This window comes from Streptomyces niger (assembly GCF_000718305.1).
GTDB lineage: Bacteria > Actinomycetota > Actinomycetes > Streptomycetales > Streptomycetaceae > Streptomyces > Streptomyces niger.
In genome coordinates this window covers 1-12,748 of the sequence record NZ_JOFQ01000021.1, presented here as the reverse complement: position 1 = coordinate 12,748, position 12,748 = coordinate 1, and the positions used below count along the sequence as shown (strand labels likewise).

Annotated in this window: 12 protein-coding genes; 5 read left to right on the top strand and 7 right to left on the bottom strand. The window is 72.2% G+C overall.

Annotated elements, in window-relative coordinates; all coding sequences use genetic code 11:
- Position 1 precedes the first annotated feature (1 nt).
- Entirely contained in the window at positions 2 to 415 is a 414-nt protein-coding gene (locus IF20_RS30250; RefSeq protein WP_052868572.1) for a PIN domain-containing protein, read from the bottom strand.
- 101 nt (positions 416 to 516) lie between these two features.
- Here IF20_RS30250 and IF20_RS30245 point away from each other — a divergent pair, with 101 nt between their 5' ends.
- Together IF20_RS30245 and IF20_RS30240 are read left to right on the top strand one after the other, a co-directional pair.
- Positions 517 to 1,266 (top strand): Clp protease N-terminal domain-containing protein, encoded by a 750-nt coding sequence (locus tag IF20_RS30245; RefSeq protein WP_052868571.1) that lies wholly within the window; start codon positions 517 to 519, stop codon positions 1,264 to 1,266.
- A 47-nt stretch (positions 1,267 to 1,313) separates the two neighbouring features.
- A complete protein-coding gene (locus tag IF20_RS30240; protein ID WP_052868570.1) occupies positions 1,314 to 1,823 on the top strand; it encodes an NUDIX domain-containing protein in 510 nt (169 codons plus the stop codon).
- A 179-nt stretch (positions 1,824 to 2,002) separates the two neighbouring features.
- Here IF20_RS30240 and IF20_RS30235 read toward each other — a convergent pair whose 3' ends face one another.
- Positions 2,003 to 4,141 carry a 3-hydroxyacyl-CoA dehydrogenase NAD-binding domain-containing protein gene (locus IF20_RS30235; RefSeq protein WP_052868569.1) on the bottom strand — a complete coding sequence of 713 codons (2,139 nt, stop codon included), beginning with the start codon at positions 4,139 to 4,141 and terminating at the stop codon, positions 2,003 to 2,005.
- The gene (locus IF20_RS30230; RefSeq protein WP_052868568.1) at positions 4,138 to 5,355 is read right to left on the bottom strand and encodes a thiolase family protein; all 1,218 of its coding nucleotides are present in this window, start codon (positions 5,353 to 5,355) and stop codon (positions 4,138 to 4,140) included. The genes IF20_RS30235 and IF20_RS30230 overlap by 4 nt, the downstream gene beginning before the upstream one ends.
- Positions 5,356 to 5,594: 239 nt before the next feature.
- Between IF20_RS30230 and IF20_RS30225 the strand changes: the two genes are divergently transcribed.
- Entirely contained in the window at positions 5,595 to 6,299 is a 705-nt protein-coding gene (locus IF20_RS30225) for a PepSY domain-containing protein (protein ID WP_110944676.1), read from the top strand.
- Between the two features lie 162 nt (positions 6,300 to 6,461).
- Here the strand turns inward: IF20_RS30225 and IF20_RS30220 are convergent, their stop codons facing one another.
- The 3 genes from IF20_RS30220 to IF20_RS30210 all read right to left on the bottom strand — a co-directional run bounded on the left by IF20_RS30220 (position 6,462) and on the right by IF20_RS30210 (position 9,407).
- Positions 6,462 to 7,724: an HRDC domain-containing protein gene (locus IF20_RS30220; protein WP_110944675.1), complete on the bottom strand. Its 1,263-nt coding sequence runs from the start codon at positions 7,722 to 7,724 to the stop codon at positions 6,462 to 6,464.
- Between the two features lie 131 nt (positions 7,725 to 7,855).
- A complete protein-coding gene (locus IF20_RS30215) occupies positions 7,856 to 8,518 on the bottom strand; it encodes a response regulator transcription factor (RefSeq protein ID WP_030261220.1) in 663 nt (220 codons plus the stop codon).
- A gap of 241 nt (positions 8,519 to 8,759) precedes the next feature.
- Complete coding sequence (locus tag IF20_RS30210; protein WP_052868565.1) at positions 8,760 to 9,407, bottom strand: DUF3000 domain-containing protein; 648 nt, start codon at positions 9,405 to 9,407, stop codon at positions 8,760 to 8,762.
- A gap of 159 nt (positions 9,408 to 9,566) precedes the next feature.
- Here IF20_RS30210 and hemE point away from each other — a divergent pair, with 159 nt between their 5' ends.
- Entirely contained in the window at positions 9,567 to 10,631 is a 1,065-nt protein-coding gene (gene hemE / locus IF20_RS30205; protein ID WP_052868564.1) for a uroporphyrinogen decarboxylase, read from the top strand.
- Between the two features lie 49 nt (positions 10,632 to 10,680).
- On the opposite strand, the gene IF20_RS30200 is transcribed toward hemE, so the two are convergent.
- Positions 10,681 to 12,072 (bottom strand): FAD-dependent oxidoreductase, encoded by a 1,392-nt coding sequence (locus IF20_RS30200; RefSeq protein WP_052868563.1) that lies wholly within the window; start codon positions 12,070 to 12,072, stop codon positions 10,681 to 10,683.
- 195 nt (positions 12,073 to 12,267) lie between these two features.
- Here IF20_RS30200 and IF20_RS30195 point away from each other — a divergent pair, with 195 nt between their 5' ends.
- Positions 12,268 to 12,600: a hypothetical protein gene (locus IF20_RS30195; RefSeq protein ID WP_052867642.1), complete on the top strand. Its 333-nt coding sequence runs from the start codon at positions 12,268 to 12,270 to the stop codon at positions 12,598 to 12,600.
- Positions 12,601 to 12,748 lie beyond the last annotated feature (148 nt).

Sequence of the window (12,748 nt, the reverse complement as noted above, 5' to 3'; positions counted from 1 at the left end):
CTCAGCGTCCGTGCGTCCGGCCGCCTCCGGTGCCGGTCGGGCGCACGGAGCGCGGCCCGGCCACCCGGGCGCCCAGCGCCTCGACGCGGGCGCGCAGGCCCCGGTCGGCCGTCACGACCACGCAGGACCGCCCGTCGGGCAGGCCGGCGACCAGCTCCACGATGCGGTCGTCGCCGCTGCCGCCGGCCGATTCCACCCGTACCCCGTCGACGCTCGCCACGCCGCGGGCCGCGCCCTCCACGACGAGGACGAGCTCAACGGGCGGCTCCGCGATGCCGGGCACGCCGGTCTCGCCGTACGCCGCGAGGCCGTCGCGCAGCCGCTCGGCCGCGCCCCGCCGGTCGTGCCACCAGCCGTCGGGCACCGAGCCGACGACGTTGGCGCCGTCGACGATGAGGGTGGTTGTCGCTGTCATGGGTTCATCGTGGCACCGATGCGACGCGGTGGGCTCCCGGCGCATCAGAGAGCGACAACCCGGGGTTGACGCTTTGGGTGTCGTCAACCTACGGTTGACGCATGGCAGATTCCGTGGAACCCGTACGCGACACGCATCCGGTACGCCTCGACGACCTGATCGAGGCCATCAAGAAGGTCCACACCGACGCGCTGGACCAGCTCACCGACGCGGTCCTCGCCGCCGACCACCTCGGCGACGTGGCCGACCACCTGATCGGCCACTTCGTCGACCAGGCCCGCCGCTCGGGCGCCTCCTGGACCGAGATCGGCAAGAGCATGGGCGTGACCAAGCAGGCCGCCCAGAAGCGCTTCGTGCCGAAGGGCCCCGCGACCTCCGACCTCGACCCGAACGAGGGCTTCGGGCGCTACACGCCGCGCGCCCGCAACGTCGTCGTCAGCGCCCAGAACGAGACCAGGGCGGCCGGCCACGCCGAGATCGGCACCGGCCACCTCGTCCTCGGCCTCCTCGCCGAGCCGGAAGGGCTCGCGGTCCGGGCGCTGACCGCCCAGGGCGCCTCGGTCGAGGCCGTGCGCGAGGCGGTCGTGGCCGCGCAGCCGCCGGCCGCCGAGGGGGAGTTGCCCGCCCTGATCCCCTTCGACGCGGCCGCCAAGAAGGCGCTGGAGCTGACCTTCCGCGAGGCCCTGCGGCTGGGCCACAACTACGTCGGCACCGAGCACCTGCTGCTCGCCCTGCTGGAACAGGAGGACGGCGACGGCGTCCTGACCCGCCTGGGGGTCACCAAGGAGGCCACCGAGGAATGGGTCACGCAGGCCCTGGACGCCCTTCTGGCGGCGCGCCCGGAGGAGTGACGGGCGTCCCCGGTCCTGACCGTCCGCGGCGGCGGTAGGCTGCGCCGATGCCGATACGCAGACGGTCACGGACCCGCCGCTCGGCCCGGGTCCTGCTCATCGACGGCGACGACCGGATACTCCTCTTCCGGTCGCCGCTGCCCCCGGAGGGGCCGGTGACCCGGTACTGCTGGATCACACCCGGCGGGGGAGTGCGCCGCTGGGAGCGCACGGCCCGGGCCGCGGCGCGCGAACTCGCCGAGGAGACCGGCCTGTCGGTGCCCCACACGGCGCTGACCGGGCCGGTGGCCCGCACCGCCGGGTACGCCGACCTGGGCTGGCGCTCGGGGATGTTCGAGGACGTCTTCTACGTGTACCGGGTCGCCCGGCACGACGTGGACACCGGCGGCTTCGAGGACCACGAGCGGGCGACGATCGTGGGCCACCGGTGGTGGACGGCGGAGGAACTGGCGGCGCCGGAGGAGGAGGTCTTCCCGTACGGCCTCGCCGGCCTCCTCGCCGACATCCTGGCGGACCGGCTGCCCGCTGAGCCGGTACGGCTGCCCTGGCACCACTGAGCGCCGCCGAGCAGCACCGACCGACGAGGCCTTGGCCGGCGCGGCGGACCGTTGCGTTCGCACAAACGGAATCGTCCGCACAGACGGAACCGTCCGCACATACGGAACTGCCCCGGCACCACTGAGGGATGGTGCCGGGACAGTGACCCGTGGGGGCGGCAGGGCCGCCCGCCGGTGTGTTACGCGGGGACGCTGGCGACGCCCGGCGCGAGGAACTTCTTGCCGTTGACGCGCTCGGAGACGCCCTCGCGGTCCAGGTACGGCGTGATGCCGCCCAGGTGGAAGGGCCAGCCGGCGCCGGTGATCAGGCACAGGTCGATGTCCTGCGCCTCGGCGACGACACCCTCCTCCAGCATCAGGCCGATCTCCTGCGCGACGGCGTCCAGGACGCGGTCGCGGACCTGCTGCTCGGTCAGGACCGTGTCGCCCTGCTGGAGCAGCGCCGCGACCTCCGGGTCCAGCTCGGGCGCGGCAGGATTCTCGGCGGAGTACACGTAGAAGCCGCGCTTGCCGGCGTCCACGACCGCCTTCAGGTTCGGCGACACCTTGAAGCGCTCCGGGAAGGCGCCGTTCAGGGTCTCCGAGACGTGCAGGCCGATGGCCGGGCCGACCAGCTCCAGCAGCACCAGCGGGGACATCGGCAGGCCGAGCGGCTCGATGGCCTTCTCCGCCACGTCGACCGGGGTGCCCTCGTCGATGACGTTCTGGATCTCGCCCATGAAGCGGGTGAGGATGCGGTTCACGACGAACGCCGGGGCGTCCTTGCAGAGCACCGCGGTCTTCTTCAGCGACTTGGCGACCGAGAAGGCGGTGGCCAGCGACGCGTCGTCGGTCTTCTCGCCGCGGACGATCTCCAGCAGCGGCAGGATCGCGACCGGGTTGAAGAAGTGGAAGCCCACGACCCGCTCGGGGTGCTTCAGCTTCGACGCCATCTCCGAGACGGACAGCGAGGAGGTGTTGGTCGCGAGGATGGCGTGCGCCGGGGCGACCGCCTCGACCTCCGCGAACACCTGCTGCTTGACGCTCATCTCCTCGAACACGGCCTCGATGACGAAGTCCGCGTCCGCGAAGCCGTCCGCCTTGTCCAGGACGCCGGAGACCAGGCCCTTGAGGCGGTTGGCCTTGTCCTGGTTGACGCGGCCCTTGAGCAGCAGCTTGTCGATCTCGCCGTGGACGTACTCCACGCCCTTGTCGATGCGCGCCTGGTCGATGTCGGTCAGCACGACCGGCACCTCCAGGCGGCGGGCGAAGAGCAGCGCCAGCTGGCTGGCCATCAGGCCGGCGCCGACCACGCCGACCTTGGTGACCGGGCGGGCCAGGTTCTTGTCCGGCGCGCCGGCCGGGCGCTTGGCGCGCTTCTGCACCAGGTTGAACGCGTAGATGCCGCTGCGCAGCTCGCCGCCCATGATCAGGTCCGCGAGGGCCTGGTCCTCGGCGTCGAAGCCCTGGCGCAGGTCGCCGTTCTTGGCCTTGGCGATGATGTCCAGCGCGCGGTAGGCGGCCGGGGCCGCGCCGTGCACCTTGCCGTCGGCGATGGCCTTGCCGCGCGCCACGGCCTGGTCCCAGGCGTCGCCGCGGTCCAGCTCGGCCCGGACGACCTCGACGTCGCCCTTGAGGACGGAGGCGGTCCACAGCAGCGACTGCTCCAGGAAGTCCGCGCCCTCGAAGATCGCGTCGGCGATCCCCAGGTCGTAGACCTGCTGGCCCTTGAGCTGCTTGTTCTGGTTGAGCGAGTTCTCGATGATCACCGAGACCGCGCGGTCGGCGCCGATGAGGTTCGGCAGCAGCACGCAGCCGCCCCAGCCGGGCACCAGGCCGAGGAAGACCTCGGGCAGCGAGAACGCGGGCAGCGCCTTGGAGACGGTGCGGTACGAGCAGTGCAGGCCGACCTCGACGCCGCCGCCCATGGCCGCGCCGTTGTAGTACGCGAAGGTCGGCACGGCGAGCGCGGACAGCCGCTTGAAGACGTCGTGGCCGCCCTTGCCGATGGCGAGCGCGTCCTCGTGCTTCTTCAGCAGCTCGACGCCCTTGAGGTCGGCGCCGACGGCGAAGATGAACGGCTTGCCGGTGATGCCCACACCGACGATCTCGCCGTCCGCGGCCTCCTTCTCGACCTGGTCGATCGCCACGTTGAGGTTGGCGAGGGACTGCGGCCCGAAGGTGGTCGGCTTGGTGTGGTCCAGGCCGTTGTCCAGCGTGATGAGCGCGAAGCGCCCGGCGCCGTACGGGAGGTCGAGGTGGCGTACGTGCGCCTGGGTCACGACCTCGTCGGGGAACAGCTCGGCCGCCCCCTTGAGAAGCTCTGCGGTGGTAGTCACTTGTTCCCCTCGAAGTGCGGGTTCTCCCAGATCACGGTGCCGCCCATGCCGAAGCCGACGCACATGGTGGTGATGCCGTAGCGGACGTGCGGCTGCTCCTCGAACTGCCGCGCCAGCTGCGTCATCAGACGCACGCCGGAGGAGGCGAGGGGGTGGCCGAACGCGATGGCGCCGCCGTACTGGTTGACGCGCGGGTCGTCGTCGGCGATGCCGTAGTGGTCCAGCAGCGACAGCACCTGGACGGCGAACGCCTCGTTGATCTCGAACAGGCCGATGTCGTCGATCGACAGACCGGCCTTGGCCAGCGCCTTCTCGGTCGCCGGGACCGGGCCGATGCCCATGACCTCCGGCTCCACACCGGCGAACGCGTAGTCCACCAGGCGCATCTTGACCGGCAGGCCCAGCTCGCGCGCCACGTCCTCGGCGGCGATCAGCGAGGCGGTGGCGCCGTCGTTCAGGCCCGCCGCGTTACCGGCCGTCACCCGGCCGTGCGCGCGGAACGGGGTCTTCAGGCCGGCCAGGTTCTCCAGCGTGGTGCCCGGACGCATCGGCTCGTCGGCGGTGGCCAGACCCCAACCGGTCTCGCCCGCCTCCTCGTTCGTCCGGCGCACGGAGATCGGCACCAGGTCGGCCTGGATCTTGCCGTCCGCGTACGCCTTGGCCGCCTTCTCCTGGCTGCGCACGGCGTACTCGTCGGCGCGCTGCTTGGTGATGTGCGGCAGGCGGTCGTGCAGGTTCTCCGCGGTCATGCCCATGAAGAGGGCCGACTGGTCGACCAGCTTCTCGCTGACGAACCGCGGGTTCGGGTCGACGCCCTCGCCCATGGGGTGGCGGCCCATGTGCTCGACGCCGCCGGCCACGGCGATGTCGTACGCACCGAAGGAGACGCCGCCCGCGATGGACGTCACGGCGGTCATCGCGCCGGCACACATCCGGTCGATCGAGAAGCCGGGCACGGACTGCGGCAGACCGGCCAGAATGCCGGCGGTCCGGCCGAGGGTCAGGCCCTGGTCGCCGATCTGCGTCGTCGCGGCCAGTGCGACCTCGTCGATACGGGCCGGGTCCAGGTCCGGGTTGCGGCGCAGCAGCTCCCGGATGCACTTGACGACCAGGTCGTCGGCGCGGGTCTCGTGGTAGATGCCCTTCGGGCCCGCCTTGCCGAACGGGGTGCGGACGCCGTCGACGAAGACGACGTCCCTAGCGGTACGAGGCACGTTGGCTCTCCTCCAGGTGCGGGGTGGCACTGCTGCGGGGCGCGCTCATGGCGCGCTGCCCACCGTCATGCTACTTGCGGGTAACCAACCTGCCCAGCCCCCTCGGCCGGAGCGGCGAACGTCACATCGATCGGATGTTGTCAGGGGCGGTCTCCGCGGCTTCCCGCGATCCGGGTGGCTTCGGCCGGTCTTCGATGCGTCGCGGACGTACAGGGACGTACCGGGCCTACTCTGCCCCCATGACTACGAAGCGAAGCGGAATGCTCGCACAGCGGAACCGTACGGCGGGCCTCCGCGCGGCCGGCCTGGTGTGCGCCGTGGCCGTGGCGGGCGCGCTGATCACCGGCTGCGGCGACGACAAGAGCGGCGGCGGCGACGGTTCCTCCTCCCCGTCGGCGTCCGGCGGCGGAAAGTCCGCGGCCGCCACCGCGTCCCCCACCGCATCCGGCAAGCTCACCGAGGACCAGTCCGAACGCAAGGCGCTCATCCCCAAGGCCAAGATCACGTATGACAAGGCGCTGTCGGCGGCCACCGGCGCCGTGTCCGGCTCCAAGCCGGTCAAGGCCGAGCTGAAGCGCGGGACGGGTAACAAGCCGGTCTGGGAGACCGAGGTCGCCACGACCGACGGCACCAAGAGCATGGTCACGGTCGACGCGGTCTCCGGTAAGGCGGCCAAGCCCCGGACCGACAGCGGCGAGGACGACGACGACAAGGCGAAGCTGGCCGGCTGGCTCAAGAAGGCCGAGGTCACCGCCCAGCAGGCGGCCCAGGTGGCCACCGACAAGAAGAAGGGCAAGGTCAGCTCGATCGAGCTGGACGACAACGACCAGGGCAAGGAGATCTGGTCCGTCGACGTCGTCACCACCGACGACTGGAACAAGACGACGTACGACATCGACGCGAGCAACAAGAAGGTGCTCCGCACCCACGTCGACACGGACTGAGGCGCCAGGCCGGACCTCAAGCCCGTCCTGGGGGCACCTCCCAGCGGTAGCCGGGGGAGCTCGGGGGCGGCGCGGCCGGAGGCTGTGCTCTCCCGCGACGGGGCGGGCAGCCCGCCCCGGGCCGTTGCGCATCGCACGCGGCCCGGGGCCGAACCGGGCCGCTCACTGCGAGAGCGCTCGCACCAGCAACGGCGTGACGAGCTCGACCTGCCAAGGCCGAGCACCGTACCCGGCCAGCGCCTCGGAAACCGCCGGCTCCGTCGCCTCCGGGGGCTCCCAGCAGACCCTGCGCACCGTGTCCGGCGTGATCAGGTTCTCCTGCGGCAGGTGCAGCTCCTCGGCGAGCGCGGTCACCGCCGCGCGCGCCGCGGAGAGCCGGGCCGCGGCCGCCGGGTCCTTGTCGGCCCAGGCGCGCGGCGGCGGGGGGCCGTTCAGCGGCTGGCCCGGCTGCGGCAGCTCGGACTCGGGCAGCGCCCGCGCCCGGTCGACCGCCGCCTGCCACTGCTCCAGCTGCCGGCGGCCCATGCGGTGCCCGAAGCCGGGCAGCGCGGTGAGGGCGTGCACGTTCGGCGGGACGTTCAGCGCGGCCTCCACGATCGCCGCGTCGCCCAGCACCTTGCCCGGCGAGACGTCCCGCTTCTGCGCGACCCGGTCGCGGGCCGTCCACAGCTCCCGTACGACTGCCATCTGCCGCCGTCGCCGCACCTTGTGCATCCCGGACGTACGGCGCCAGGGGTCCTTGCGGGGCGGTGCCGGCGGAGCGGCGGCGATGGCCGCGAACTCCTGCCGGGCCCAGTCCAGCTTCCCCTGCCGGTCCAGCTCCTCCTCCAGCGCGTCCCGCAGATCGACCAGCAGCTCCACGTCCAGCGCGGCGTACCGCAGCCAGGGCTCGGGCAGCGGGCGGGTGGACCAGTCCACCGCCGAGTGGCCCTTCTCCAACGCGTAGCCGAGGACGTTCTCGACCATCGCGCCGAGGCCGACCCGGGCGAAGCCGGCCAGCCGGCCGGCCAGCTCGGTGTCGAAGAGCGAGGCGGGGAGCATCCCTATGTCGCGCAGGCACGGCAGGTCCTGGGTCGCCGCGTGGAGGACCCACTCGGCGTCGGCGATCGCCTCGCCGAGCGCGCTCAGGTCGGGACAGGCGACCGGGTCGATCAGGACGCTGCCGGCGCCCTCGCGGCGCAGCTGGACCAGGTAGGCGCGCTGGCCGTAGCGGTACCCGGAGGCCCGCTCGGCGTCCACGGCGACCGGGCCGCTGCCGGCCGCGAAGGCGGCGACGACCTGCGCGAGGTCCTCGCCGGTCGCGGTCACGGGCGGGATGCCCTCGCGGGGTTCGAGAAGCGGGACCGGCGCCGGCCGGGGGTCTTCCGTTGCGTCCCCGGGGGTTCGCAGTGTCGAGTCTTCTGCGGTCTTTTGGGCGTCGGTCACCAGTCAAGGGTATCGGTGTATGCACCACGTCCGCCGAGGGAACGTTCCCTCGACGGACGCTGCGCCTGTGTAAAGGCCGTATAGGTGGGGTGGGTGGGCGGTGGGTCGGCCTCAGCGGCCGGTCCCGGTGCTCAGTGGATGATCCCGGTACGCAGCGCGACGGCGACCATGCCGGCCCGGTCGCCTGTGCCGAGCTTGCGGGCGATGCGGGCGAGGTGGCTCTTGACCGTCAGGGCCGACAGGCCCATCGAGACGCCGATGGCCTTGTTGGACTGGCCTTCGGCGACCAGTCTCAGCACCTCGACCTCGCGCCCCGAGAGCTCCCGGTAGCCGCCGGGGTGGCCGGGGGCGCCGGGCGGGCGGCGGTGCATGCGGGCCGCGCCGGCGCCGATGGGCGCGGCGCCGGGACGGCCCGGGATGCCGAGGTTGGTGCGGGTGCCGGTGACGACGTAGCCCTTGACGCCGCCGGCGAGGGCGTTGCGTACCGCGCCGATGTCGTCCGCTGCGGAGAGCGCCAGGCCGTTGGGCCAGCCCGCGGCCCGGGTCTCGGACAGCAGGGTGAGGCCGGAGCCGTCGGGAAGATGGACGTCGGCCACGCAGATGTCGCGCGGGTTGCCGACGCGGGGGCGGGCCTCCGCGATGGACGATGCCTCGATCACGTCGCGTACTCCGAGGGCCCACAGGTGGCGGGTCACGGTGGAACGGACGCGCGGGTCGGCCACGACGACCATGGCCGTCGGCTTGTTCGGGCGGTAGGCGACCAGGCTCGAAGGTTGCTCGAGGAGAACAGACACCGGGCCTCCTGGGGAGTGGCGGGGGACGGAAGCCGGCTTCAGGGGAGGGTGAGCCGGAGTGCTCCCGTGTTTGAAGGGTCATAGACCTCTTCGGCAGTAATCCGGCCGGACTTTAGAGTTTGATCACGATTTAATTGGGATCAATTCGGGCAAATCGGATGGGTGATCGAGGGTCCGGACAGCACACGTACAGCCCGTGACCACCCCGCGGGCGGCCCGGGCCGTACGTACGGACGCATGCTCAGCGGGGTTGCGGCCCCCGTCGCTGTGGGAGCGGTACCACGCCGCCCCGGCCCGCCGGTTCGACCGGCGCCGGCGGCAATCCGGCCACCTGGCACAGCAGGTCGCACCACGCCGTGAGATGCACCGCGGGGTCTCGCACGCCGTGCGGTCCCTCGGCCGGCGTCCACGAAGCACGCAGCTCGATCTGGCTGTCCGGCGCGCGGTCCCCGAGGCCACCGAAGTAGTACGAGCCCGCGCGCGTGACCGTGCCGCTCGGCGCCCCGTACGGCACGCCGCGCGCCTCCAGCGCACCCGTCAGCCAGGACCAGCACACCTCCGGCAGCAGTGGATCGGTGGCCATCTCCGGCTCCAGCTCGGCGCGGGCCAGCGTCACCACCCGGAAGGTGCCCTGCCAGGCGTCGTGGCCCGCCGGGTCGTGCAGCAGGACGAACCGTCCGTCCGCCAGGTCCGTGTCGCCGTCCGCTTCCCGTTCGACGACCGTCGCCTCCAGCGCGTGCGCGAACGGCGCGAGCCGTTTCGGCGCAGGCATCGGCGCGATCTCGATCTCGGACCGCAGCCGGGCGGCACGGAGCGCCTCGACCGCCTGACGGAAGGCGATCGGGGTCTCGTCCGCGCTGTCCGCGAGGTGTTCGTGAGCCGCTGCCATGCTGGGAAGGTTAGGCGCAATGCGCCGTTCATATGCGGAGGACACCCGGTGGGCGGGTCGCCCGTTCGGAGGTGTCCTCCCGCGCGTGCGAAGATTCGAGGCGTGAGTGCCAACGAATCCCCCCAAGCTCGCCACGCCGTTCGAGCCGGGGAGACCCCGATGACGGATCAGCAGACCGCCTCCTTCGCCCCGGAGAGCACGCGGGAGTCCGCGTTCCTCAAGGCCTGCCGGCGGGAGCCGGTCCCGCACACGCCGGTGTGGTTCATGCGCCAGGCCGGGCGCTCACTGCCGGAGTACCGCAAGGTCCGCGAGGGCATCGCCATGCTCGACTCCTGCATGCGGCCCGAGCTGGTCACCGAGATCACGCTGCAGCCGGTGCGCCGCCACCACGTGGACGCCGCGATCTACTTCAGCGACATCGTCGTCCCGCTGAAGGCCATCGGCATCGACCTGGACATCAAGCCCGGCGTGGGCCCGGTCGTCGCCGAGCCGATCCGCACCCGCGCGGACCTGGCGCGGCTGCGCGACCTCACCCCGGAGGACGTCCGGTACGTCACCGAGGCCGTCCGCATGCTCACCGGCGAGCTGGGCTCCACCCCGCTCATCGGCTTCGCGGGTGCCCCCTTCACCCTCGCCAGCTACCTCGTCGAGGGCGGCCCGTCGCGCAACCACGAGCACACCAAGGCGCTCATGTACGGCGACCCGCAGCTCTGGGCCGATCTGCTGGACCGCCTCGCCGAGATCACCGCGTCCTTCCTGAAGGTGCAGATCGAGGCCGGCGCCAGCGCCGTCCAGCTCTTCGACTCCTGGGTCGGCGCGCTCGCCCCGGCCGACTACCGCCGCTCGGTCATGCCGGCCTCCGCGAAGGTCTTCGAGGCCGTCTCCGGGTACGGCGTGCCGCGCATCCACTTCGGCGTGGGCACCGGCGAGCTGCTCGGCCTGATGGGCGAGGCCGGCGCCGACGTCGTGGGCGTCGACTGGCGGGTGCCGCTGGACGAGGGCGCGCGCCGGGTCGGCCCCGGCAAGGCCCTGCAGGGCAACATCGACCCTGCCGTCCTCTTCGCCCCGCGCGAGGCGGTGGAGGCCAAGGCCCGCGAGGTGCTGGACGCCGCCGCAGGGCTGGAGGGCCACATCTTCAACCTGGGCCACGGCGTCCTTCCGAACACCGACCCCGAGGCGCTGACCCGCCTGGTCGAGTACGTCCACGAGCAGACGGCGCGCTGAGGCACGCCGGGGCGCCCGCCGCACGGCAGGCGCCCCGGCCCCTCTCCTGCTACTGCGGCGCCGCGTCCGCCCGTACCGCCTGGACGGCCTTCCGCGCCGCCACCAGCACCGGGTCCCACACCGGTGAGAACGGCGGCGCGTAGCCCAGGTCCAGCGCCGTCATCTGCTCGACCGTCATCTTCGCCGTCAGCGCGACCGCCGCGATGTCCACCCGCTTCGCCGCGCCCTCCCGCCCGACGATCTGCACGCCCAGCAGCCGCCCCGACAGCCGCTCGGCGAGCATCTTCACCGTCATCGGCGCGGCGTTCGGGAAGTACCCCACCCGGCTCGTCGACTCGATCGTGACGGCCACGTACTGCAGCCCGACCGCCTGCGCGTCCTTCTCGCGCAGCCCGGTCCGCGCGATCTCCAGGTCGCACACCTTGCTGACGGCCGTGCCGACCACGCCGGGGAAGGTCGCGTAGCCGCCGCCGACGCCCGAGCCGATGACCTGGCCGTGCTTGTTCGCGTGCGTGCCGAGCGCGATGTGCCGGTCCCGCCCGGAGACCAGGTCCAGCACCTCCACACAGTCGCCGCCCGCCCAGATGTCCTCGTACCCGCGCACGCGCATCGCCAGGTCGGTGAGGATCCCGCCGGACGCGCCCAGCGGCAGCCCGGCGGCCTCGGCGAGCGTCGTCTCCGGCCGTACGCCCAGCCCCAGCACCACCACGTCCGCCGGGAACTCCTGCTCCGGCGTCACCACCGCACAGGCCCGGCCGTCGTCGCCGGTACGGATCTCCGTCACCTCGGCCCCGTTGACCATCTCGATGCCGAGCCCCGTCATCGCGTCGTGCACCAGGCAGCCCATGTCCGGGTCGAGCGTGGACATCGGCTCCGAGCCGCGGTTGACGACGGTCACCTCGTACCCGCGCTGGATCAGCGCCTCGGCCATCTCCACGCCGATGTACCCGGCGCCCACCACGACCGCGCGCCGCCCCTCTGTACGGGAGAGCGTGTCCAGCAGCGCCTGCCCGTCGTCGAGCGTCTGCACGCCGTGCACGCCCGGCGCGTCGATGCCCGGCAGCGGCGGCCGGAGCGGGGTCGCGCCGGTCGCGATCACGAGCTTGTCGTACGCCGTCCACTCCTCCGCGCCGGTGTCGAGGTCGCGCGACCGCACCCGCCGCTTGTCGACGTCGAGCTCCGTGACCTCCGTCCGCATCCGCAGGTCGATGTCGCGTTCCCGGTGCTGCTCCGCCGTCCGCGCGACCAGCGCGTCCCGCTTCTCCACGACCCCGCCCACCCAGTACGGGATGCCGCAGGCGGAGTACGACGTGAAGTTCCCGCGCTCGAACGCGACGATCTCCAACTCGTCGGGCTTGCGCAGCCTCCGGGCCTGCGACGCCGCGGACATCCCGGTCGCGTCCCCGCCGATGACCACCAGTCGCTCCGGTCGCTCAGCCATGGCCGGCTCCCTCCTCGCTCCGCGGACGCACCCGCGCCCGGCACCGGAAAGGCTACGGCCCGTAGCCCCCGCCACCCGGTGCCCGCGCCGCTGTCACGCCTGTGTCACAGCACTGTGTCCCGTGTTGGCAGAGATGTCCCTGAGTTGCGAAGATGTCTCGGCAAACAAGCCGTCCAGCCCGGCAGGGGGAGCCTGATGAAGTTCGACATGGGAGCGCAGACGCTGTCGACGCTGCAGACGAAGTCGCGGGGTTCGAGTGAGGATCTCGGAGGGCTGATTCGTCAGCTGGTGGATGCCGCGGCGCCGCTGGAGGGCAAGTTCAACGGTTCGGGCAAGGCGGCCTTCGACCAGTTCAAGGCTCGTTCCGATGAAATCGCCGCGTCGCTGCAGAGTTCGCTGTCGGCCATCCTCGGCGGCCAGAAGGGCATGGACTCGGCGTTCAGCTCGGGTGACCAGGAGCACGGGGACAATGCGCGGCAGCAGATGTCGGCGGCCAATTTCGACGCGGCGCGCTTCGGCGGCCGCTGACCTTCTGTGTGACGGGGAGTGAGTGTTGATGGGTGCTGCGGGTCAGGATCGTCGTTCGTACGACACGGGTGCGTCGGCGGATGCGCAGGGCAATATCCAGACGGTGATCGCGCGGCTGGAGCAGGTGATCACGGCGCGCGACGGTCAG